Genomic DNA, 21,586 nt, shown 5'->3' with positions numbered 1-21,586 from the left:
AGTGGAGTCAGGCGTGGCAGACAGCGCGTTCACAGGCAGTGCGTTCACGGACAGTGCGTTCATCGAACTCGACCGTGTCGAGAAGGTCTTCGACGTCCGTAAGAAGACCGGGTTCCTGCGGCGGGAGCGGCGTGAGGTGCGGGCGGTCGACTCGATCTCCTTCACCGTGGCGAAAGGGGAGATGGTCGGCTACATCGGGCCGAACGGCGCCGGGAAGTCGACCACGATCAAGATGCTGACCGGCATCCTGACGCCGAGCGGGGGCCGGTTGCGGGTCGCGGGCATCGACCCGTCCCGGGAGCGGACGCGGCTGGCCCGGCGTATCGGCGTCGTGTTCGGGCAGCGTACGACCCTCTGGTGGGACCTCCCGCTCATCGACTCCTACCGGCTGATGCACCGTATGTACCGCATCCCCGACGCCCGTTACCGCGAGAACCTCGACCGCTGCGTCGAACTCCTCGAACTGGGCGACCTGTTGGACGTCCCCGTACGGCAGCTCTCGCTCGGCCAGCGCATGCGCGGCGACATCGCGGCGGCCCTGCTGCACGACCCCGAGGTGCTGTATCTGGACGAGCCGACGATCGGGCTCGACGTCATCAGCAAGGCCAAGGTCCGGGAGTTCCTCAAGGAGCTCAACACCGAGCGGGGCACGACCGTGCTGCTCACCACCCACGACCTCCAGGACATCGAACAGCTGTGCCGCCGGGTGATGGTCATCGACCACGGGCGTCTGATGTACGACGGGCCGCTGACCGGGCTGCACGAGGTGGGCGAGAGCGAGCGGACGCTCGTCGTGGACCTGGAGCGCGAGCTGCCGCCGATCGAGGCCGCGCCCGCCCGGGTCGTACGGGTGGAGGGGCCCCGGCAGTGGCTCGCGTTCCCGGCGTCGGAGTCGGCGGCGCCGCTGGTGGCGCGGATCGCCTCGGAGTATCCGCTGCTGGACCTGTCGGTGCGGGAGCCGGACATCGAGGCCGTCATCGCCCAGATGTACGCGCAGCAGGCGGAGCGAGTGGCGGAGCGGGCGGGGGAGACGGGGCAGGCCGTCTCGTAGCCCGGTGCGGGGGGTTCCTCGTAGGGTGATTCTCATGACGGACGACCTGCCGGATCTTCCGGCCGCCGCGGACCTTCGTGCCTCCGACGCCGATCGTGAACGAGTCTCCGAGCAACTGCGGGACGCCCTCGCGGAGGGGCGGCTCGACATGGAGGAGTTCGAGGAGCGGCTGGACGCGACGTACAAGGCGCGAACGTACGGCGAGCTGGCGCCGATCACCCGCGATCTGCCCGGCGCGGGGGCCGTGGCACCGCCGGAGGTCGTGCCGCCGCCGTCCGTCTCGCTGGTCAAGAGGCCCGCCGTGGACGCGAGTTGGCCGGAGCGGATCGTCGGTGGCGAGGGTACGTCCACGTGGGGTGTCGCCGTCATGTCCGGGTTCGAGCGCAAGGGGCACTGGACCGTGCCCAAGCGGTTCGACTGCTTCGCGTTCTGGGGCGGCGGGGAACTGGATCTGCGCGACGCGTACTTCGCGGAGCGCGAGGTCACGATCAACTGCGTGGCGATCATGGGCGGGATCAATGTGGTCGTGCCGCCCGGGGTCGAGGTCGTGGTCCGGGGCATCGGGGTCATGGGTGGGTTCGACCACAGCGAGGAGGGGGTGCCGGGGGATCCCGGGGCGCCTCGCGTGATCATCACCGGGTTCGCGTTCTGGGGTGGGGTCGGGGTCGAGCGGAAGGTGCCGAAGGCGGAGCGGCAGCGGTTGAAGGAGGAGCGGCGGCAGGAGCGGCTTGAGCGGCGGGAAGCGCGGCGCGAGTTGCATGCCTCCCATCGTGATCAGGTGCATGGGATGCGGCGGGAGCGGGAGCGGGAGAGGGAGCGGCGTCGGGGGCGGGGTGGGGAGCGGTAGGTCGTGGGCCGGGTGCGGGTGGGTGGGGGTTGCTCGCGCAGTTCCCCGCGCCCCTGAAAGATGCGGAGTTCCCCGCGCCCCTCAAACGTCGCGCCGTTTCCCGTGCCCCCGAAAGATGCGCCGTTCCCCGCGCCCCGTGAGAACTACAGCTCCGCCGGTGCCGAGCCCTTTAGTTTTTCCAGGTCGAAGATCTGTGCCATGCGTGCGTAGCCCTTGTCGCTGGGGTGGAGGTGGTCGCCCGAGTCGTAGTCGGAGCGGAGGCTGCGGGGGTCGTAGGGGTCGCGTAGGGCCTTGTCGAAGTCGACGTAGGTGTCGAAGACGTTGCCGGAGCGGATCTTGGCGTTGATGGCCTGGCGGACGGATTCGCGCTGGTCGGAGTAGCCGCGGTGGCCGTGGAAGGGCATGAGGGTGGTGCCGACGACGCGGAGGCCGCGGGCGTGGGCCCGGTCGACGAGCCGGCGCAGGCCCGTGGTGATGGCTTCGGGGTCGGCCTGCCCGGGGTTCCTGAGGATGTCGTTGACGCCGAGGTCGATGACGACGGCCTTGACACCCGTACGGCCGAGGACGTCGCGCTGGAAGCGGGAGAGGCCGCTGGGGTTCTCGGCGGGGCGGCCGTTGCCGTCGGTGAGGACGCGGTTGCCGCTGATGCCCTCGTTGACGACGCTGTAGCGGGGCGAGTCGGAGGAGCCGGCGGCGGCGCGGATGCGGCCGGAGAGGACGTCCGTCCAGCGCCGGTTCTCGCCGACCGTGGAGGTGATGCCGTCGGTGAGCGAGTCGCCGAGGACCACGACCGTGCCGTCGGACTCGTTGCTCAGCACGTCCAGGGCGGTGACGTACCGCCAGTGCAGTGTCTGCGTGGTGTACGGCTCCCCGGTGGCGTCCGCGACCCGGTCGCCCTCGGCGGTGTACGAGATCTGCCGGGCGTGCGCGTGGTAGGTCGCGGGGCCGGAGGGGGTGGGGGAGTAGGTGGTGATCAGTACGTCGCTGTCGTGCGGGATCGCCACCCGTACGGCGTCGCTCACCACCTGCTGACCGGCCGCGATGACGACCGTCGGGTTCCCGGCGAAGGTGAGGCGGCGCATGGTGTCGGCCGCCGCGGCCGGGGTGTCCGCCGACGCGGCCACGGCGAGCGAGGCGTGAGTGATGGTCAGCGGCTGCTGGCCGTAGAGATTGGACAGGGTGACGCGGGCACTCGTACCGGCGGCGGTCGTGTGCACCACGTTGCGCACCGAGCGGCCGGCGAGGCCGTCCTGCTCGGTGCCCGGCTCCGAACCGCTCGGCGACGCGGCCCAAGCGCCGACCCAGACGCCGGTGGAGGCGGGGGCGGCGCTGTTGCGGGGCGCGCGGGTGAAGGTCTCCTGGCGGTGGGTGCCGTCGTCGATGCCGACGCCGACGTATATCGCGGCCGAGATCGCCACGACCAGGGCGGCCATGGCCGCCAGAAGTGCATAACCGTGATGCCTGGTCATGCGCTGTGCTACTCCTCGGGCTGTGGAGCCCGAGGCTCCGATGTGATCACCCCATGATGCGTCATGGGATGGGGGTTGCTTGCGAGAACCCCCATCGGTTCCCCCGCCCGGACAGACGCGGGGAACTCCTGTTCCGTTCCAGGAGTAGGTCTGAGTGGGTCTATGGAGTGCGTCACCAAGAGTTGAAGCGTCGAAGAACGGACAATGTGTGTACGGGGGACAGGAACGGGTGGAGTGATGGACGACCGTACGAATCCGGAACGGATGGCGAAGGCGGCGGAGGCGGTGGAGACGCCGGACGCGGCTGGCGCGGCTGGCGCGGCGGACGTGGCGGCGAGCGCCGGGCCGCGCGTGTCGCACCGCACCATGACCGCCTTCAGCGCCGCCGACGAGGAGAAGCAGCGCGGCGTCCGGCAGATGAAGCTCATCGCGGCCGGACTGCTGCTGTTCGTGGCCGTGGTGTACGTGCTCGCCAAGTGGGCCTCGCACGAGGGCGCGGGCGCCTGGGCCGGCTATGTCGCGGCGGCGGCCGAGGCGGGCATGGTGGGTGCGCTGGCGGACTGGTTCGCCGTGACCGCGCTGTTCCGGCATCCGCTCGGGCTGCCCATCCCGCACACCGCGATCATCCCCACCAAGAAGGACCAACTGGGCGTCTCGCTCGGTGAGTTCGTCGGCGAGAACTTCCTCTCCCAGGACGTCGTACGGCAGCGGCTGCGGGCCGTCGGCATCGGCAGCCGGCTCGGCGTGTGGCTCGCCGAGCCGCAGAACGCCGACCGGGTGACGGCCGAGCTGGCGACCGCGCTGCGGGGCGCGCTGACCGTGCTGCGCGACTCGGACGTCCAGGCCGTCGTCGGGGAGGCGATCACCCGGCGGGCGGGTGCCCAGGAGGTCGCGCCCGGCATAGGGAAGATGCTGGAGAAGATCGTCACCGACGGCGGCCACCGGCGGGCCGTCGATCTGGTGTGCGCCCGCGCCCAGAACTGGCTGATCCTCCACGACGAGCAGGTCATGGACGCGGTCGAGGGCGGCGCCCCCGGCTGGACCCCCCGGTTCGTCGACCGGCGGATCGGCGAGCGGGTCTACAAGGAACTGCTCCGCTTCGTCACCGAGATGCGCGACTCGCCCACCCATCCGGCGCGCGGCGCCCTCGACCGTTTCCTCACCGACTTCGCCACCGACCTCCAGTCCGACACGGACACGCGTGCGCGGGTGGAGCGGCTGAAGGGCGAGGTGCTCGGCCGGGGCGAGGTCCAGGACCTGATCGCCTCCGCCTGGACGGCCGTACGGTCGATGATCGTGTCCGCCGCCGAGGACGAGCGCAGCGAACTGCGGCTGCGAGTACGGGCGTCCCTGCTGTCGCTGGGCACGCGGCTGGCGACCGAGCCGAGTGCGCAGGCCAAGGTCGACAAGTGGCTGGAGGGCGCGGCCGTGCACGTCGTGACCACCTACCGCGCCGAGATCACCTCCCTCATCACCGAGACCGTCGCGAGCTGGGACGCCGAGCACACCACGAAGAAGATCGAGGCCAACATCGGCCGCGACCTGCAGTTCATCCGGATCAACGGCACGGTGGTGGGCTCCCTGGCGGGTCTGCTGATCTACACGGTGTCGCGGGCGCTGGGGGCGTAGGCCCTGCTCGGCGGGGCACTCGGAGCGGGTTCGCTCGACGCGGAGGGAGCCCCAGCGCATGTCCGTCACCGACCCGAAGTCACCGGGTTCATCAGATTCACCGGGTTCATCGGATTCAGCGGGTTCGTCAGGTTCGGCGAGTTTGTCGGGTCCAGAGGGTCCGTCAGGTTCGCCGGGCTCGCGGAGTCCGTCGGGCTCGCGGAGTCCGTCGGGCTCGGCGGGTGTGATCACCACCGCCGTGCCGGCGCGTCTGGACCGTCTGCCCTGGTCGCGCTGGCACTGGACGATCGTGATCGGCCTCGGCACCGTATGGATCCTCGACGGTCTGGAAGTGACCGTCGTCGGCAACATCGCGGGCCGGCTCTCCGAGGAGGGCAGCGGACTGCCGATCACATCCGCGCAGGTCACGGGAATGGCGGCGGCGCTGTACGTGGCGGGCGCCTGTGCGGGTGCCCTCTTCTTCGGCCGGATGACCGACCGGTTCGGCCGCAAGAAGCTGTTCATGGTGACGCTGGTGGTCTATCTGGCGGCGACCGCGCTGACGGCCGTCTCCTTCTCCACCTGGTGGTTCTTCCTCTTCCGCTTCCTCACCGGCTTCGGCATCGGCGGTGAGTACGCGGCCATCAACTCCGCGATCGACGAGCTGATCCCGTCCAAGTACCGGGGCCGCGTCGACATCGTCATCAACGGCAGCTTCTGGCTCGGCGCGATCGGCGGCTCGCTGCTGTCGATCGTCGCCCTGAACACCGACCTCTTCCCGGCGAACGTCGGCTGGCGGCTGACCTTCGCCCTCGGTGTGGTGCTCGGCCTGGTGATCCTGCTGGTCCGCCGGAACGTCCCCGAGAGCCCCCGCTGGCTGCTGATCCACGGCAGGGAGGCGGAGGCCGAACAACTCGTGGGGGAGGCGGAGGAGCGGGTCGAGGCCGAGAAGGGCCGCCCGCTGCCGCCCGCCGAGCAGGAGATGACCGTCCATCAGCGTGAGAGCATCGGCTTCGGCACGATCGCCCGTACGGTCTTCTCGCAGTACCGCCGCCGCGCCGTCCTCGGCTTCTCCCTCTTCATCGGGCAGGCGTTCCTCTACAACGCGATCACCTTCGGCTTCGGCGCGATCCTCACCACGTTCTACGACGTCCCGACCTCCTCCACCGGCTACTACTTCGCCGTCATCGCCGCCGGCAACCTGCTCGGCCCGCTGCTGCTCGGCAAGCTGTTCGACACGGTCGGCCGCAAGATCATGATCTCGTCGACGTATCTGCTGTCCGGCGTCCTGCTCTTCGTCACGGCCTGGCTGTTCGGCCGGGGTTCGCTCGACGACGTGACCCTGACGGCCTGCTGGTGCGTGGTTCTGTTCTTCGCCTCGGCCGGGGCGAGCAGTGCCTATCTGACGGTGTCCGAGGTCTTCCCCATGGAGACCCGCGCGATGGCCATCGCCTTCTTCTACGCCATCGGTACGGCGGCCGGCGGGATCAGCGGCCCGCTGATCTTCGCGGAGCTGACGGAGTCGGGCGTCGTCGCCGACACGGTGCTCGCCTTCCGGATCGGTGCCGGGTTGATGTGTGCGGCGGGGCTGGTGGCGGCGTTTCTCGCGGTGCGGGCGGAGGGGCGGTCGCTGGAGGACATCGCCGAGCCGCTGTCGGCTAAGCCGTGACGCTCCGCTGGGGGGCCGAAGTGCGAGGGAGGGGGTGGGGTGGTGGTGGGTTGTCGGTCGTCCGCGGCGGCTTCGTGGCTGGTCGCGCAGTTCCCCGCGCCCCTTCGGGGGCGCTGCCCCTGGGTGCGTTCTGCGTTCTGGGTACGGGTGAGTAGGCCGGACTGAGTATCCGTACTCTGTCGGGGCGGCGGTTGCCCAGGAAGCCTCGTACGCATGACCGAGAAGCTGCTCCGCCCCCTGCGCACGCGCCCCTGGCCGGAACGCTGGCTGACCCGCCTGCTCGGCGCCGCCCTCGCCTCGGCCGGGTACCGCCTCTGCCTTCCCTGGGATCTGCGCGACCGGCCCGAACTGGAGGGCTCCCTCACGGAGACGACCCCCGTGACCGTCACGGGGGTCGTCGCCCTCGCCCTCGTCCTGCTCCTCCTCGCCGCCTACTTCGGCCACCGGGACGCCCTCGCCTGGCCCCTGCTCCTGGTCGCCGTCCCGCCCTCCACCCTGATGTACCTCTCCTTCCACACCCACCCCGAGCCCCTGGACGCCTCCGTCTGGCCCCTGTCCTGGGCCTTCTTCACCCTGGTGCTCGGCGCGTGGGTGCTGGTGGCGGCGTCGGTGGCACGGGGGTTCAGGGCGGAGACGGGGGACGAGGAGTGGCTGATGACGAGGAGTGGCTGATCGGCTCAGCCGTAGAAGTACCGTCGGGCCTTGGTCTCGAAGTACGAGGAGTAGGCGAGGCCGATGGCCGGGGTGCCGCGGTACGAGCCGACGTACTGCTGGGTAGTGTCGACCACGACGGGGCGGGCCATGCAGGCCCACTTGTTGCGCTGCTGGGCCTCCGCCCACCGTACGGCCGCCGGGTCCACGCGGTCGCTGGCCAGCACCGGGAACGCGCCGATGCCGTTCTGGAGTCCGACGGGCAGACCGCCCTTCGTCTTCTTCGCGTACGTGATCACCTGGTCGGTGAAGGTCTCGATGGTGGGGATGGTTATCTCCTGGACCGCCGCCGCCACCGTGAACAGGTGCAGCTTCGTCCCCATCCAGCTCCACTTGAAGTCGGCCCGGCGCCCGATGAGTACGGGCACCCCGGCCCACTCCTCCCACCAGGTACGGCATTCGTCGGCGGCGAGACGGGCGGCCACGGAGGCGAGGTAGGCCTGAGAGGGCGACTGTTGTGGGTACATGGCCGGATCATGCACCCGGGTGAGCGTCGCTGGGAAGTCAGGCTCCCGTGGTCGAACCGGGCCGGACGATCATCAGGATCGTGACGGTCGCCCACAGGAGGTTGAACACGCCGGTGAACATGGCGAGTTGGGCGGTGCTCTTCGCGCCGACGGCCGTCGTCGTGGTCCAGTCGGCGCTCCCCTCGTCGTGTGCGCCGATCCCCTCAAGGATCTCCTCCTGCCGGGGCAGCACCAGCGCCAGCAGGACCATGGCCGCGAGGGCGGTCAGCAACATCGACACGATCAGCCAGGCGTCCTTCAGCACCCCCATGCTCATCGCCGTGGCGAACCCGAGCACGGGTACGGCGATGCCCACACCGCCGTACACCCGGCAGATCCGGTGCAGCAGCCGTACGGCCGACACCGCCCGCTCGCTCCCGGGATCGGCCAGTGCCTTGCGCGCGCTCGGCGGGAACATGCTGGCCGCGACGGTGATGGGCCCGACGGCGATGATCGCGGCGAGGACGTGGAGGGAGAGCAGGAACTTGGTCACGGGGGGACGGTAGGGGGTGGGCATCGGTGTGGAGTAGTGGCGGGATTGCCAGAGGGCAACGGAATCTCGCCAGCGCGGTGACGGGGGCGGTGGGGTGCGGTGGGGTTGGGACCCGAGGCCGGACCCGTGGTGGCACGGGCGTACCGGCGCTTGGCGGAAACCCGGTGCTCGCCTACGCTCCCGCCATGCACACCGTGGCCGTACTGGCGCTGGACGACGTGATCCCCTTCGACATGTCGGCCCCCGTCGACACCTTCGGCTGGGCCCGCCTGCCGGACGGGCGGGAGGCGTACCGGGTGCGGGTCTGCTCGGTGGAAGGGGGCGAAGGGGGCGGGGAGGTGAAGGCGGGACCGTTCAGCGTGCGGGCGCCGTACGGGTTGGAGGCGTTGGCCGAGGCCGACACGATCATCCTGCCGGGGACGGCCGACCCGACCCTGCCGTTGCCGCCCGGCGTGACGGAGGCGCTGCACGCGGCGGCGGCGAACGGGACGCGGATCGCCTCGATCTGCGTCGGCGCCTTCATCTTCGCGGCGACGGGCCTGCTGGACGGGCTGCGCGCCACGACCCACTGGATCGCGGCCCCCGATCTGGCGGCCCGCCACCCCGAGGTCACCGTCGACCCGAACGTCCTCTACGTCGACAACGGCCAGTTCCTGACCTCGGCGGGCGCCGCCGCGGCCATGGACATGTGTCTGCACATGATCCGCAAGGACCATGGCTCGGCGGTCGCCGCGTTCACCGCTCGGATGTGTGTCATGCCCCTCGAACGGGAGGGCGGTCAGGCCCAGTTCATCGTCCAGGACCAGCCACCGGCCCCCGCCGGCGCCACGATGGAACCCCTCCTGCGCTGGCTGGAGGAGAACGTGGAGCGGGAGCTGACCCTGGACGACATCGCCCTCCACGCCGGCACCAGCGCCCGCACCCTGAACCGCCGCTTCCGCGAACAGACCGGCACGACGCCGTTGCAGTGGCTGCAGCGGGCGAGGGTCCGCCGAGCCCAGTACCTCCTGGAGTCCACCGACCACACGGTCGAACGCATCGCGACCCAGGCGGGTTTCGGCTCGCCGACTGCGTTCCGGGACCGCTTCAAGCGGGTGGTGGGGACGAGCCCGTACGCGTACCGGCGGGCTTTTCGGGGGGAGGCGAGTGTGCTCTAGGAAGCGCGCTGGATCAAGGCCACGGTCTCGACAGGGCCGCGTTCCCGGCAGGGCTCGCCTCCCTTCAGGGGCGCGGGGAACTGCGCGAGCAACCCCACACAACCCGCACCCCACAACCGGCCCGAACCCTCCGACCGACCCGCACCCCCCGACCGCCCCGAACCCCCTACCCCTTCCGGTCAGCCACCACCCAAGAGGCCGCCGCCACCACCCCGGCCACCCCGAACACCGCCGGCCAGGCCCCCACCTTCTTCGCCAACGGGTGCGACCCGGCGAACGCGGCCACATACCCCGCGGTCAACGCCCCCGCGGCCTTGCCCCCGGCGGCCTGCTGCCACTGCCGGGCCGCCGCGGCGCCCGCCACCGCCAGCACCGCCCCGCCCAGTGGCCGCTTCTTCGTCCAGCGAGCCACCCCGTACCCACCGATCAGCCCGCTCGCGGCCACCGCCGCCGTCGGAACCTTCGCCATCCCTGCCTCCCAGCCTGCCGCGCCGAAGTCCGTCGGCCCCGAGGCTACTGCGCGGTCACCCGCCGGACGTTCCGAGGCCCCCGTACGGCCACGGCCAGCAGGGACGCCACCACGCAGACCGCGCTGAGGGTGGTCCATACGACGTCGTACGCGCCGAAGAGGTCCCGGGCCGTGGCGCCGAGGAACGCGGAGGCGCCCGCGCCGAGTTGGTGCGCGGAGTTGATCCAGCCGAACCCGATGGGACCGTCCTCGCCGTAGACGCGGTCGCTGAGGGCGATGACGGGCGGGACGGTGGCGACGTCGACGAGGCCGTAGACCACGACGAAGATGACCATCGCGGGCGTGACCGAGGACGAGAACACCACCGGCAGCGCCAGCAGGGTGAGCGCGCGGACCGCGAAGTACGCGGACAGCAGACGGCTCGGGTCGAAGCGGTCGGTGAGCCAGCCGGAGAGGACCGCGCCCAGCGCGGAGAACACGCCGATCAGCGAGAGCAGCGACGCGGCGGCGGTGGCGCGCATGCCGTGGTCGTGGGCGGCCGGCGCCCAGTTGCTCCACATGATCCCGTTGGTGGAGGCCCCGCAGATGACGAACATCCCGGCCAGGACCCAGAACGGCCCGGTGCGCGCGGCGTCGAACAGCACCTTCAGGGCGCGCCGTGCCGCCCCGGACGCCGGCGGCGGCTTCGGCACGGACTCCGTCGCCCCGTACGGCTTCGCGCCCACGTCCGCCGGGTGGTCGCGCAGCAGCAGGAGGACGAGGGCGGCCACCGCGAGGGCCACGAACGCCAGCGTCACCACCGGCGGGCGCCAGCCGTGCCGGTCGACGCCCCAGGCGAGCAGCGGCAGGAAGAGCAACTGGCCCAGATGGCTGGAGGAGCTGAGCACACCGGTGACCAGACCGCGCCGTCGCTCGAACCAGTTGCCGGTGATGCTCGCCGCGAACGTCATGGTGAGACAGCCGCTGCCGAGTCCGATCAACACGCCCCAGTACGCGGTCAGTTGCCAGGGCCGGGCCATCACGCTGGTGAGCAGCGCTCCCGCGGTGACGAGCAGCAGGGCGCCCACCACCACGCGCCGGATGCCTACGCGGTCCATCAGCGCGGCGGCGAAGGGGGCCGTGAGACCGAACAGCACCATGTTGACCGAGGCGGCGAGGGCGATCTGGCCCCGGTCCCAGGCGTAGCTCTCGTGCAGCGGGGTTATCAGCAGGCCGGGGACGGTGGTGAACGCCCCGGCGGTGACGATGGCCGCGCCGGCGGCGACGGCCACCGCCCAGGCGCGGTGGAAACGGTGGCCGGGAGGATCGGAGCGGGGGCCGGAGGGATCAGGGAGGGGGCCGGGAGCGTCCGAGTGGTCCCCGTGCTCGGTGGGCGTCGTCCGGGGCGTCCGGGGCGTACGGGGTGTACGGGGCGTCCGGGTCGTCAACTCAGCCATGTCTTCAGCCTGGTGACCGGGTCCCGTCCTCACGAGTGGCCAGATGGACCATGTGCGCAAGAATGTGGCCATGCCTGTCTTCGCCCACCCCGGACGCCACCGGGTCGCCGTACTCGCCCGCCAGATGCTCCTGCCCATCGAGCTGGGAATCGCGCACCAGTTGTTCGGGCAGGCCAGAGAGGGGGCGACGGCGGACGGGGAGCCGCTGTACGAGGTCGTGACGTGTGGGCTGCGGGCCGGGGTCACGCGCACGGACGGCGACTTCACGGTCAACGTCCCGTACGGCCCCGAGGCCCTGGCCGAGGCGGACACCGTCATCGTCCTGTCGTCCCACGAGGACTACGTCCAGGACACCCCCGCCCTCACCGCCCCGCTCGCGGACGCCCTCGCCCGGATCCGCCCCGGCACCCGGATGGCGTCCATCTGCACCGGCGCCTTCGTCCTCGCCTCCGCCGGGCTGCTCGACGGGCACACCGCCACCACCCACTGGCGGTACACGGACCTGTTCGCCCGGCTGTTCCCACGCGTCGAGCTGGACCCCGAGGTGCTCTACACCGACGGCGGAGACGTCCTGACCTCGGCCGGCTGCGCCTCCGGCATCGACCTGTGCCTGCACATGATCCGCCGCGACCACGGTACGGCCGTCGCGGGCGACGTGGCCCGCCGCACGGTCGTGCCCCCGCACCGCGAGGGAGGCCAGATCCAGTACGTACGGCGCCCCGTGCCGGACCTCGCGGCGCCCGCCACCTCCGCCGCCCGCGACTGGGCGCTGCGGCACCTCCACGAGCCCGTCACCCTGGGGCAGTTGGCCGCCCGGGAGGCGATGAGCGTGCGCAACTTCAACCGGCGGTTCCGCGACGAGGTCGGGACGACCCCGATGAACTGGCTCGCCCAGCAACGCGTCGAGCGGGCACGGGAGTTGCTGGAGGAGTCGGACCTGCCGGTCGACCAGATCGCCGCGCGCACGGGCCTCGGCACGGCGGCCAATCTGCGCCGGCACTTCCAGGAGGCGCTGGGGACGTCGCCGAGCGCGTACCGCACGACGTTCCGCGGTGCGTGAGGGGTGGGGCCTGTGGGGCGTGGGGCCATGTGGCCGTAGGGGGAGGCGCTGTGCCGAGGGGCGTGCGTTCGTGAGACGCGTGACCGGCGGCAGCGGAAACCCGGTTGCTCCTGCCCCGCCACACGGAAACCATCGATCGATGCCCACCCCCACAGGCCCCCTCCCCACCGGCTCCCTCACCACCCCGGACGGAATCCGCCTCGCCTACCGCGACCACGCCCCCGGGCGGAAGCCCGCCGCCCGCAGCCTCCTCCTCCTGCACGGCCTCGCCGGTCACCTGGGGGAGTGGGACGACCTGCTGCCGCTGCTCCTGGCGGACGGCCACCGCGTGGTGACGTACGACGGCCGGGGCCACGGCGCGAGCACGCGGCGCCCGGCGGACATGAGTCGGGCGGCCTGCGTACGGGACGTGCTGACGGTGGTCCGGAGTCTGGGTCTGGCTCTCCCCGGACAGGCCCCTCCGACCCTCGTGGGTCAGTCCCTCGGCGGTCACACGGCCTTTCTCGCCGCGGCCGCTCACCCGGACCTGTTCCACTCCCTGATCCTGATCGAGGCGGGCCCGGGCGACCCCGACCCCGCCCTCCCCGCCCACATCGCCACCTGGATGGACAGCTGGCCCACCCCCTTCGACTCCCCTTCCCGGGCAGCCGACTTCTTCGGTCACGCCAGCTGGTCCCGCAACCTCGAACACCGCCCCGACGGCTGGCACCCCCGGGCCGACCGCGCCACGATGCTCGCCGCGATCGAGGAGTTGGCCGAAACCTCGTACACCCCCCAATGGGCCGCCACCACTTGCCCCACGCTGGTCGTACGCGGAGCGCGGGGCACCATGGCCGCGGCCGACGCCGTGAGGATGCCGACCGACCGGGCCCCGGGCACCAGGACCGACCTCGCCGTCATCGAGGACGCGGGTCACGACGTACACCTGGATCAGCCCCGCCGTCTGTACGCGGCGATGGCCGGATTCCTCAACTCCCTTATTCAGGCCGATAGTTGAGCCGTACAGCGATGTGGCCCACGTCACCCGCGTGACCCGGGGGAAGTGGTCCACGGCGCCCCGTAAGCCTGGCATGCTCATGCGTGGCTACTGGGGGGTAACCGCCGCGTCGCGCTGCCACTGTCATGAGCACAGAGGACAGCTGTGTCGTCGTGGCACGCCCCCTGGACGCCGGATCTCCTGCCTCCTGAAGCGCACCCCCCTTTCACCGCTCCCGAGGACTCACGCGTGCACAAGCTCAGAAGACATGCCCTGCTGTCGGCACTGTCGGCGATCACCGTCGCGACCCTGCTGACCACCGGCTGCTCCTCCACCAGCTCCCCCTCCACCGTCGACAAGGCCGCGGCCACGACGGCCGAGACCCCCGAGCCCGGGGCCGTCGAGGAACAACTCGCCGTCGTCTCCGCCCCGACCGGCGACGCCACCCCCACCGCCGTGGCCGACGCCAACGCGGTCGACCAGGGCAAGGCCAAGAAGTCCGCGCTCAAGGTCGCTTCGTACGACCGGAAGAGCGGCCGGGCCGTCATCTCGGCACCGTCGTCGTCCGGTTCGGATGCCAAGCCGTCGGCGACCCCCTCGGAGACGGCCTCCGAGGCCCCGGACCCGGATACGGAGTCCGACGCGACCCCGGACGCGAACTCGAACTCCGACGCCTCGCGCGACACGGGCACCTCGCAGGACTCCGGCACCTCGCAGGACGCCGACGCGAAGCCGAAGGCCGCCGTGGCCGTCGGCGACGTCATAGCCAGCGCCCCCGCCCCCGGTGCCCCCGACGGCGTACTCGCCAAGGTGACGGAGGTCGTCGACACCGCGGCCGACGGCGGTACGACGGTCGAGACGGAACCGGCCGAGCTCAGCTCGGTCCTGGGCGAGGGCGAGGCGGAGGGCGCGGTCCCCGTCGACCCGTCCACCATGGAGGTCGACCCGCTCGTCCAGGGCGTGAAGGTCTCCTGGGCGAAGACCGGCGACCTCACCTTCGGCCCCGAGGGCGCGAAGCTCCCGCTGGGCAGCCTGCGCATCGACGTGGGCGCCGCCGTGGAGACCGCGCCGGGCGCCCCCGCCTCGGCCGCCGCGTCCGTCGAGGGCTTCGTCCAGCTCGCCCCCGAGGTCGCCTTCTCGTACGACGGTTCCGGGTCCGGTACGGGCTCCTCGCCCGGCGGCGCCTTCCTGGGGCTGACCGGCGACTGGGCCTCCCAGTGGTCGCTGAAGGGCCGCGCGGCCGGCTCGACCGACGGCAACCCGATCCGTATCCCCTTCGCCGAACTGCACGCCGACCCCGTGATCCAGGTCGGCCCGGTCCCGATCGTCGTCAACCTGGACCTCGTCTGCTACTTCCAGGTGGAGGCCGACGGCCGCGTCACGGTCGACGTCGAGCAGGACCTCAAGGGCGACTTCAAGGTCGGTGGCAACTTCACCTGGTCCAAGGGCTGGACCGGCGTCAGCGAGTCCAACATGACCGGTGAGCCCCTGAAGACGACGGTCACCGCCGTCGGCGACGTCAAGGCCGCGATGGGTGCCGAGGCGACGGTCGGCCTCTACGGCACGGTCGGCGTCACCGCCGACGTCGCCCCGTACCTCCGCGCCGAGGCCGACGCGACCGCCGAGGGCTCGGCGGACGGCACGGGCTCGGCCTCCGGTTCCTGGGCGTTGTACGGCGGCATCGACCTCACCGGAACCCTGAACCTCCAACTCTCCATCTTCGGCACCCCGATCTTCCAGAAGAAGATCCCGCTCGGCGCGCTGCACGAGGAGTGGCTGCTGACGAAGGGCGAGGCGAGGACGTAGTACCGCCCAGGCGGTAGACCGCGCTCCGTTGGGACGTAGTACACCGAGCCCTGTTGGGACGTAGCACATCGCGCCCTGTTGGGACGTAGTACACCGAGCCCTGTTGGACCGCAGGCCCCGCCCCACCTCAGAGTGGGGCGGGGCCTGCGGGCGGTTCGGCGAGTGTGAGGCAAGGGGTGAACGGACACCCCGCCGAAGCGACAGAATCGCCCCATGGGGACCGAAGAACTCACCGCCCGCGCCCTCAACCGCGCCACGCTCGCCCGCCAACTCCTCCTCGCGCGCGAGCCGTTGGACGTGGCCGAGGCGGTACGTCGGATCGTCGCCCTCCAGGCCCAGCAACCGGCCTCCCCGTACCTCGCCCTGTGGAACCGCCTGTCCCCCTTCGACCCGGCGGCCCTGGACAAGGCGCTCACCGACCACCACCTCGTCCGATCGACCCTGATGCGGATCACCCTCCACACGGTCCACGCCGACGACTACGCCCCCTTCCGCGAAGCCATGGAACCCACCCTCCGCGGCTCCCGCCTGGGCGACCCCCGCTTCAAGGCCTCCGGCCTGACCGCCGCCGACGCGGACGCCGTCCTCCCACCCCTCCTGAAGTACGCCGAGGACCACCCCCGCACGGCCGCCGAACTGAAGACCTGGCTGGAGGACCAGGTGGGCAGCCCCCTGGACACGAGCGCCCACCGCCTCCTCCGCCAGTACGCCCCCCTCTGGCACCAGCCGACCGGAACCCCCTGGTCCTTCACCACCCGCCAGTCCTACGTCACCGCCACCCCACCCCCGTCCCTCACCGACCCGGAAGCCGCCGCCGAGGGCCTCAAAACCCTGATCCGCCGCTACCTCTCCGGCTTCGGCCCGGCCTCGGCCGCGGACACGGCCCAGTTCACCCTGGCCCACCGCCCACGGGTCAGGACGGCACTGCAGTCCCTCATCGACGAGGGCGAACTGGAACTCCTCCAGCCGACGGACACCAAGGAGATCCTCTACGACCTCCCCAACGCCCCCCGCCCTCCCGCCAACACCCCCGCCCCACCCCGCCTCATGGCCATGTGGGACAGCACCCTCCTCGCGTACGCGGACCGGGGGCGCGTGCTTCCCGCCGAGTACCGCAAGTACGTGACTCGGGTGAACGGGGACGTACTGCCGACGCTGCTGGTGGACGGGTATGTGGCGGGGGTGTGGCGCCCCCTCGGCCCAGGGATCGAGGCCACGGCCTTCCACCCGCTCCCCGCTCCCACGTGGGAAGGCCTGACCACGGAGGCCGCCACCCTGCACACGTTCCTCACCGACCGCGGCGACCCCACTCCCTACCGCCGCTACGACCACTGGTGGGCCAAGCCCTTTCCGGACACCGCGGAGACCCGTCTGCTCTCTTTCGAGTGAGGGCGGCCGTGAGTGATGGCGTCGCCGCAAGTTTCGAAGTACTTTCAAAGTCATGGGTACCGAGAGTGCGGCCGTGAACTTCTCCGAGCTGGTGAACAAGAACAAGCAGACGCTGGCCCGGCTCCAGGAATCGCCGAGACTGCTCCTGCACCGCCGGGACGGCGAGGATCTGGTGCTCACCACTGCGGCGCGGGCAGAGCAGGACCAGACCGTGGTGTCGGCGGCCACCCGGATGCTGGTCGCGATGGCTCGCCGGGAGCCAGGCAGCATGGAACTGCTCCTCGACATACTGCCGGACGCTTTCCCTTGGGTGCGCTTCCTCCCCGAGCCCGACGTCCACGCCTTCGCCGTCGAACTGGTCGACACCATGCGGGCCGCCGACTCCGTCGGCAACAGCGCGTCCGTCGCCCAACTGCTTATCGCCTGGCAGCACACCGCCGAGGTCTACTCCGACCCCGAACTGCTGGCCGCGCTGACCCGAGACCACTCCGAGGACTACGGTCCGGTAGCCGACCCCCGGGACATCGCATGAGCGCGGGCCGCGGGGACCGAGCCGCACCACCGGCACCGGAAGGCCACTGGGAAGTCCGCTTCGCGGACGCCGCCTCGGCCAAGGGCTGGGAGAACCTCGCCCAACAGGCCCGAGAGAACACCTACCGAGCCTGGGTCACCATGCGCACCGACCCCAAGCCAACCATCGAGACACCCCGACACCATCGGCTCAAGGGCGGCCTGGCCCACGGCACCCACCGAGGCCGGACCTGCGAGCAGTGGCAGATCGAGGTCACCGGCGGCGGCCGCGTCTGGTACCTCCTGGACACCGTCCGCGACACTTGTTGGATCACCTTCGCCGGCACGGGGCATCCGAGAGCCACGGACAAGATCTGATCCCGCACAGCGGACGAGATGCGGCACCGTACGGCAGGGATCGACGGCCGCGTTCCGCCCCAGGCCATGCAACATGGCAGGGCCCGGCTCTTTCGAGACCTGGGCTCCCTCCATGGCTACCGACGCATATTCTGCAGTGCTGGAGCTACGCCACAGGAGGCCCCGCATGCCAAAGACCACTCAGCTGCGCACCTACACCGTTCGGGAGGGCATGGTCGATGAGTGGGTGGAGCGCTGGCGTGAGGAAATCGTGCCGCTGCGACTGAAGTTGGGCTTCACTGTTGACGGCGCATGGGTCGATCGCGAGCGCAACCAGTTCGTGTGGCTCATCTCTTACGACGGTCCGGAGACGTTCGCCGAACGCAACGCTTTGTACTGGGCTTCGCCGGAACGGAAGGCGATGAACCTGGAGCCGGACGACTACTTGCTGCATACCGACGACAGGACGGTGGAGCCGCAGCTGTGATCAGGCGTCCGGCTGCAACATGTGGTGGCGCCGTTCGTCGTCGCTGAGGACGCGGAATACCCGGCTACGGGCTTCCGCTTCCAGGCGGACGAAATCGGGTTCGGCCGACCATACGCGAGCGGTGCCGTCCGAGGACGCGGTCAGCAGGCGTGTCCCGTCCCCGGACCAGACAACGGACGTCACCTTGTCCTGGTGCACCCCGATGACGGCGATCTCTTCAAGGGTGTCGGACGCCCAGGTGCGTACGGTCCGGTCGTCGGACCCGGTGGCGATGAGCCGGCCGTCCGGTGACCATGCGACGGCGCGAACCCGGCCCTCGTGGCCGTTGAGTACCTCGATGCGGCGGCCAGTCGCGGTGTCCCAGACGGCCACGGTCCAGTCGCCGGAGGCGGTGGCGACGCGCTCTTCGTCCGGGGACCAGGCGACATCGTCGACGTAGTTGTCGTGGCCGCGCAGCACAGTGAGCTGTCGGCATTCGGCGACGTCCCAGAGTCGGCACGTACGGTCGTCCGAGGCGCTGGCCAGGAAACGGCCGCTGGAGGACCAGGTGATACGGCTGATCCAGTCCTGATGGCCGATCAGGGAGCTCAGCTCCACGTGTTCATGGGCCGACCACACCCTTACTGTGCCGTCGTGGTCCCCGGTCGCGATGCGGCTGCCGTCGGGGCACCAGGCGACGCACTCGGCCACAGCGCCCCGATGGTCGGACGCACTGTCCTGGCCCGGGCGGAGAATGCGGAAGAGACCGTCGTTGGTGCTGATGGCCAGGCGGTCGTCCAGCGGTGACCACGCGGTGCTCCATACCCGGGCAGTCTGCTCGATCACGTTGCCAGCGGCGGCACCGGTGGCGGCGTCCCATACCCGAACCGTTCCATCGTCCGACGCGGTGGCGATGCGGGTGTCGTCGTGCGACCACGCTGCCTGGTTCACGGGTTTGCGGTGTCCGTCGAGTAGCAGGCTCTCGGCACCGCGCGGCCGCAGGTCCCATACGCGTCCGGTGCCGTCGGTGGAGCTGGTCGCGATTTGATCACCCGACGGGGACCACGTCACGCCCCAGACCGTGTCGGTGTGTCCTCGCAGGACAGCGACCACTTTGGCGTCGTATGCGTCGACGATCCTTACGGTCCGGTCGGAGGAGGCCGAGGCGAGCAGCCGCCCGTCGGGCGACCAGGCGACGTTCCAGACGTAGTCGGCGTGGCCTCGTACCAGAAGCCGCAGTTCGCCACTCTCGGCGTCGGAGATCCGCACCGTGTGGTCACCGGATCCGGTGGCGATGAGACGTCCGTCCGGCGACCAGCTGATGCCCTCCACGAAGTCGGCGTGGCCGCTCAGTGTTGCCACCGATGTGCCGGTAGCCAGATTCCAGACGAGGGCGGTTTGGTCGTGCGAGGCGGAAACCAGGCGAGCACTGTCCGGGGCCCAGGCCACGCCCCACACATCGTCGTGGTGTCCGCGCAGTTCATGGGCAAGGTCCCCGGTCTCGGCGTCCCACACGCGCACCGTCCGGTCCCGCGACGTGGCTGCGACCCAGTGTCCGTCGGGGGACCAGGCGGTCTGCCGCCCGACATCGGTCGCGCCGGTAAGCAACCGCAACGGCTCTCCGGACGCGGCATCCCAGATCCGTACGACACGATCGCGCCCTACGGTGGCGACCCGGGTCGAGTCCGGCGACCAGGCCACACCCTCGACCATCGCGCCGCCGGACGGGAGGACGCACAGCGGGCGACCCGACCGTGCGTCGAAGACACGAGCTGTGCCGTCTCTCGACGCGGTGGCCAGGAGGAGACCGTCCGGCGACCAGGCAATGTGTCGGACGGTGTCGGTGTGTCCTTCGAGTTGGTTGCGCAGGTGACTGGATGTCAGTGCCGTCATCAGGCCGCGTTGAGCGGCCGGGGTCAGGGTGCATTCGCCCAGTGCGGCCAGCGCCAGCAGAAGGCAGTGCTCCGGTTGCTGTTCCGCAGCGCCCAGCGCGTACTGGCCGATGCTGTCGGAGACCTGGCGCAGGAAGGCGAGATCCCGCCGCTGTGAGGACTCGACAAGCGATTGAGCGGCCTGCGATGCCTGACCGGTCTCCTGCAGCGCGTGCAGCCATCGTCGTGCCAGGGTGAGCCGCTCGCCGGTGAGTAGATAGTCGGGGCTGCGTCCGGAGCGATCCCAGTCGTCGGCCCATCGTTCGAGCTCCGCGCGTTGACGAAGCTGCTCGGTGCGGGCCTCGACCTCTTGTCGCAAGGGAGCCCACTGGCGGAACAGAGCCTCGTGTGTCACCTGGGCATACGGTTCCTGCCCCGCGCCCACGCCGGACATCAACAGGCGAGCGTCGATGAAGGCGTCCACAACACGTCGTTCCTGCGTGGTCAGCTCGGCGAGCGGTACACGTCGCCGGGCCACTTCCTGTCCCTGGACAGTGACGAACCTGAGCAGCACCTTCAAAACGGAGTTGATGCCGACGTCTCCGCCGCCAAGCGCTGCCACGGTGTGGTCGGCCTGTCGTGCGAGGGCTCCTGCGACTCCGCCGAGACTGCGGTAGAGCTCCTCCGACACTGTTTCACCGGGGCCCGAGGCGAAGTACAGCTCCTGTAGGAGATAAGCGAGCAACGGCAGCGCGTCGTCCGTGCCCACGTCGTTGACGATGGCCTCGACGACACCGGGAGCGAAGGTCAGATCGACGAGCCCGCCCGGCCGCTCCACAACCTGAGCGAGTCGGTTCCTGCCCAGCGCACCGATTGCGACTGGATGCTGAAAAAGCTCGGCGTGCCTCGTTCCGAGGAACTGACCCAGGAATTCCACACGCAACGTGGCGAGCACCCGGATCCTCGCGTCCTGCGTCACACAGGCATGCAGGGCATCAAGGAACTGGGCCCGTTCCCGCTCACCGGCGAGGGTCAGGGCTTCTTCGAATTGGTCGACCATGATGAGCGTGTGTCGGAACCTGCTTCCCCTCAGCCGTGACAACTCCGAGAGCAGCGAGGCAGGCTCCTGCCGAAGCCGTCGCAACACGGCGCTGGTTGTTTCTTGTTCCTCGCCAGCAGTGGAGATAACGGAGGCCAAGGCCGCGAGGGGGTTGGGGCCCGGTGAGAAGGCGGGGATGACCAACCATCGCCGACTGCGCAGCCGCGGGATCACCCCTGCTCGGACCAGCGACGACTTACCGCTCCCCGAAGCCCCGACGAGAACGAGGAACCTGTCGGCCGGCCGGTCCTGCGGGACATGCAGCCGGTGCGTCAGATCTTCGCTCTGCGCCTCCCTGCCGAAGAAGACCGCGGCCTCGTCCTCCACGAAGGCATCCAGCCCCGGGTACGGGACCCGGTCGCGGGGCCACTCCGTAGGTGGAGGCGACGGATTCTCCAGCCGGTGGACGACGATCTGCATCACCACCATCGTGACGACCAGCAGGCCGATGGCCGGGATCGCCACCTGCTGAAGCAGATGCAGAAGCCACGGCGCATCGTTCTCGCTGGTGGCGTAGTTGGTGACGATCCCCAGCAAGCTCGCGATGAGCACCAGCATGGCCTGGAGTAACAGCTGTAAGCGGCTCCTCATGACACGTCAGCCGTCTGTACGCCACCCATGCACTGCCGCAGCACT

The 21,586-nt window shown here is 70.5% G+C and carries 19 protein-coding genes; 13 read left to right on the top strand and 6 right to left on the bottom strand.

Going from position 1 to position 21,586, the window contains the following annotated elements:
• Positions 1–13: 13 nt before the first annotated feature.
• Together ABT147_RS23260 and ABT147_RS23255 are read left to right on the top strand one after the other, a co-directional pair.
• Complete coding sequence (locus ABT147_RS23260; protein ID WP_351409128.1) at positions 14–1,051, top strand: ABC transporter ATP-binding protein; 1,038 nt, start codon at positions 14–16, stop codon at positions 1,049–1,051.
• A 34-nt stretch (positions 1,052–1,085) separates the two neighbouring features.
• Positions 1,086–1,898, top strand: a complete 813-nt coding sequence (locus tag ABT147_RS23255) for a DUF1707 SHOCT-like domain-containing protein (protein WP_351409125.1) — start codon at positions 1,086–1,088, stop codon at positions 1,896–1,898.
• Between the two features lie 143 nt (positions 1,899–2,041).
• On the opposite strand, the gene ABT147_RS23250 is transcribed toward ABT147_RS23255, so the two are convergent.
• Entirely contained in the window at positions 2,042–3,367 is a 1,326-nt protein-coding gene (locus ABT147_RS23250; protein WP_351409123.1) for an SGNH/GDSL hydrolase family protein, read from the bottom strand.
• A gap of 366 nt (positions 3,368–3,733) precedes the next feature.
• On the opposite strand from ABT147_RS23250, the gene ABT147_RS23245 reads away from it, so the two are divergent.
• From ABT147_RS23245 to ABT147_RS23235, 3 genes are all read left to right on the top strand, one after another.
• A complete protein-coding gene (locus ABT147_RS23245) occupies positions 3,734–4,996 on the top strand; it encodes a DUF445 domain-containing protein (RefSeq protein ID WP_351409155.1) in 1,263 nt (420 codons plus the stop codon).
• Positions 4,997–5,054: 58 nt separating this feature from the next.
• Positions 5,055–6,644 carry an MFS transporter gene (locus ABT147_RS23240; protein WP_502983135.1) on the top strand — a complete coding sequence of 530 codons (1,590 nt, stop codon included), beginning with the start codon at positions 5,055–5,057 and terminating at the stop codon, positions 6,642–6,644.
• 213 nt (positions 6,645–6,857) lie between these two features.
• The gene (locus tag ABT147_RS23235) at positions 6,858–7,316 is read left to right on the top strand and encodes a hypothetical protein (protein WP_351409118.1); all 459 of its coding nucleotides are present in this window, start codon (positions 6,858–6,860) and stop codon (positions 7,314–7,316) included.
• A 5-nt stretch (positions 7,317–7,321) separates the two neighbouring features.
• Here ABT147_RS23235 and ABT147_RS23230 read toward each other — a convergent pair whose 3' ends face one another.
• Entirely contained in the window at positions 7,322–7,822 is a 501-nt protein-coding gene (locus ABT147_RS23230; protein WP_351409116.1) for a levansucrase, read from the bottom strand.
• A 37-nt stretch (positions 7,823–7,859) separates the two neighbouring features.
• A complete protein-coding gene (locus tag ABT147_RS23225) occupies positions 7,860–8,354 on the bottom strand; it encodes a DUF2269 family protein (RefSeq protein WP_351409114.1) in 495 nt (164 codons plus the stop codon).
• Positions 8,355–8,539: 185 nt separating this feature from the next.
• Here ABT147_RS23225 and ABT147_RS23220 point away from each other — a divergent pair, with 185 nt between their 5' ends.
• The gene (locus tag ABT147_RS23220; RefSeq protein WP_351409112.1) at positions 8,540–9,511 is read left to right on the top strand and encodes a GlxA family transcriptional regulator; all 972 of its coding nucleotides are present in this window, start codon (positions 8,540–8,542) and stop codon (positions 9,509–9,511) included.
• Positions 9,512–9,677: 166 nt separating this feature from the next.
• On the opposite strand, the gene ABT147_RS23215 is transcribed toward ABT147_RS23220, so the two are convergent.
• Positions 9,678–9,980, bottom strand: a complete 303-nt coding sequence (locus ABT147_RS23215; protein WP_351409109.1) for a hypothetical protein — start codon at positions 9,978–9,980, stop codon at positions 9,678–9,680.
• Positions 9,981–10,024: 44 nt separating this feature from the next.
• Positions 10,025–11,416 carry an MFS transporter gene (locus ABT147_RS23210; protein WP_351409107.1) on the bottom strand — a complete coding sequence of 464 codons (1,392 nt, stop codon included), beginning with the start codon at positions 11,414–11,416 and terminating at the stop codon, positions 10,025–10,027.
• Positions 11,417–11,486: 70 nt separating this feature from the next.
• Between ABT147_RS23210 and ABT147_RS23205 the strand changes: the two genes are divergently transcribed.
• The 7 genes from ABT147_RS23205 (at position 11,487) to ABT147_RS23175 (ending at position 18,001) form a co-directional block, all read left to right on the top strand.
• Positions 11,487–12,476, top strand: a complete 990-nt coding sequence (locus ABT147_RS23205) for a GlxA family transcriptional regulator (RefSeq protein ID WP_351409105.1) — start codon at positions 11,487–11,489, stop codon at positions 12,474–12,476.
• A 139-nt stretch (positions 12,477–12,615) separates the two neighbouring features.
• On the top strand, positions 12,616–13,473 hold the full coding sequence (locus ABT147_RS23200; RefSeq protein WP_351409103.1) for an alpha/beta fold hydrolase: 858 nt from the start codon (positions 12,616–12,618) through the stop codon (positions 13,471–13,473).
• Between the two features lie 228 nt (positions 13,474–13,701).
• The gene (locus tag ABT147_RS23195; protein ID WP_351409101.1) at positions 13,702–15,258 is read left to right on the top strand and encodes a hypothetical protein; all 1,557 of its coding nucleotides are present in this window, start codon (positions 13,702–13,704) and stop codon (positions 15,256–15,258) included.
• Between the two features lie 213 nt (positions 15,259–15,471).
• Entirely contained in the window at positions 15,472–16,647 is a 1,176-nt protein-coding gene (locus ABT147_RS23190; protein WP_351409099.1) for a winged helix DNA-binding domain-containing protein, read from the top strand.
• Between the two features lie 52 nt (positions 16,648–16,699).
• Complete coding sequence (locus ABT147_RS23185; RefSeq protein WP_351409096.1) at positions 16,700–17,179, top strand: hypothetical protein; 480 nt, start codon at positions 16,700–16,702, stop codon at positions 17,177–17,179.
• The gene (locus tag ABT147_RS23180; protein WP_351409094.1) at positions 17,176–17,535 is read left to right on the top strand and encodes a hypothetical protein; all 360 of its coding nucleotides are present in this window, start codon (positions 17,176–17,178) and stop codon (positions 17,533–17,535) included. Before ABT147_RS23185 ends, ABT147_RS23180 begins: the two co-directional genes overlap by 4 nt.
• Before the next feature lie 166 nt (positions 17,536–17,701).
• Positions 17,702–18,001: an NIPSNAP family protein gene (locus ABT147_RS23175; RefSeq protein WP_351409092.1), complete on the top strand. Its 300-nt coding sequence runs from the start codon at positions 17,702–17,704 to the stop codon at positions 17,999–18,001.
• Here ABT147_RS23175 and ABT147_RS23170 read toward each other — a convergent pair whose 3' ends face one another.
• Entirely contained in the window at positions 18,002–21,508 is a 3,507-nt protein-coding gene (locus ABT147_RS23170) for an nSTAND1 domain-containing NTPase (RefSeq protein WP_351409090.1), read from the bottom strand.
• Positions 21,509–21,586 lie beyond the last annotated feature (78 nt).

It is taken from the genome of Streptomyces sp. NPDC001868 (assembly GCF_040297125.1).
GTDB lineage: Bacteria > Actinomycetota > Actinomycetes > Streptomycetales > Streptomycetaceae > Streptomyces.
This window is presented reverse-complemented; position numbering and strand designations above follow the sequence as displayed.

What these genes read in the sequence shown, in the direction of transcription:
- ABT147_RS23255 (WP_351409125.1), top strand. Translation starts at nt 1,086, where the DNA reads ATGACGGACGACCTGCCGGATCTTCCGGCCGCCGCGGACCTTCGTGCC.
- ABT147_RS23250 (WP_351409123.1), bottom strand. Translation starts at nt 3,367, where the DNA reads ATGACCAGGCATCACGGTTATGCACTTCTGGCGGCCATGGCCGCCCTG.
- ABT147_RS23245 (WP_351409155.1), top strand. Translation starts at nt 3,734, where the DNA reads ATGACCGCCTTCAGCGCCGCCGACGAGGAGAAGCAGCGCGGCGTCCGG.
- ABT147_RS23240 (WP_502983135.1), top strand. Translation starts at nt 5,055, where the DNA reads ATGTCCGTCACCGACCCGAAGTCACCGGGTTCATCAGATTCACCGGGT.
- ABT147_RS23235 (WP_351409118.1), top strand. Translation starts at nt 6,858, where the DNA reads ATGACCGAGAAGCTGCTCCGCCCCCTGCGCACGCGCCCCTGGCCGGAA.
- ABT147_RS23230 (WP_351409116.1), bottom strand. Translation starts at nt 7,822, where the DNA reads ATGTACCCACAACAGTCGCCCTCTCAGGCCTACCTCGCCTCCGTGGCC.
- ABT147_RS23220 (WP_351409112.1), top strand. Translation starts at nt 8,540, where the DNA reads ATGCACACCGTGGCCGTACTGGCGCTGGACGACGTGATCCCCTTCGAC.
- ABT147_RS23215 (WP_351409109.1), bottom strand. Translation starts at nt 9,980, where the DNA reads ATGGCGAAGGTTCCGACGGCGGCGGTGGCCGCGAGCGGGCTGATCGGT.
- ABT147_RS23210 (WP_351409107.1), bottom strand. Translation starts at nt 11,416, where the DNA reads ATGGCTGAGTTGACGACCCGGACGCCCCGTACACCCCGTACGCCCCGG.
- ABT147_RS23205 (WP_351409105.1), top strand. Translation starts at nt 11,487, where the DNA reads ATGCCTGTCTTCGCCCACCCCGGACGCCACCGGGTCGCCGTACTCGCC.
- ABT147_RS23200 (WP_351409103.1), top strand. Translation starts at nt 12,616, where the DNA reads ATGCCCACCCCCACAGGCCCCCTCCCCACCGGCTCCCTCACCACCCCG.
- ABT147_RS23190 (WP_351409099.1), top strand. Translation starts at nt 15,472, where the DNA reads ATGGGGACCGAAGAACTCACCGCCCGCGCCCTCAACCGCGCCACGCTC.
- ABT147_RS23185 (WP_351409096.1), top strand. Translation starts at nt 16,700, where the DNA reads ATGGGTACCGAGAGTGCGGCCGTGAACTTCTCCGAGCTGGTGAACAAG.
- ABT147_RS23180 (WP_351409094.1), top strand. Translation starts at nt 17,176, where the DNA reads ATGAGCGCGGGCCGCGGGGACCGAGCCGCACCACCGGCACCGGAAGGC.
- ABT147_RS23175 (WP_351409092.1), top strand. Translation starts at nt 17,702, where the DNA reads ATGCCAAAGACCACTCAGCTGCGCACCTACACCGTTCGGGAGGGCATG.
- ABT147_RS23170 (WP_351409090.1), bottom strand. Translation starts at nt 21,508, where the DNA reads ATGCTGGTGCTCATCGCGAGCTTGCTGGGGATCGTCACCAACTACGCC.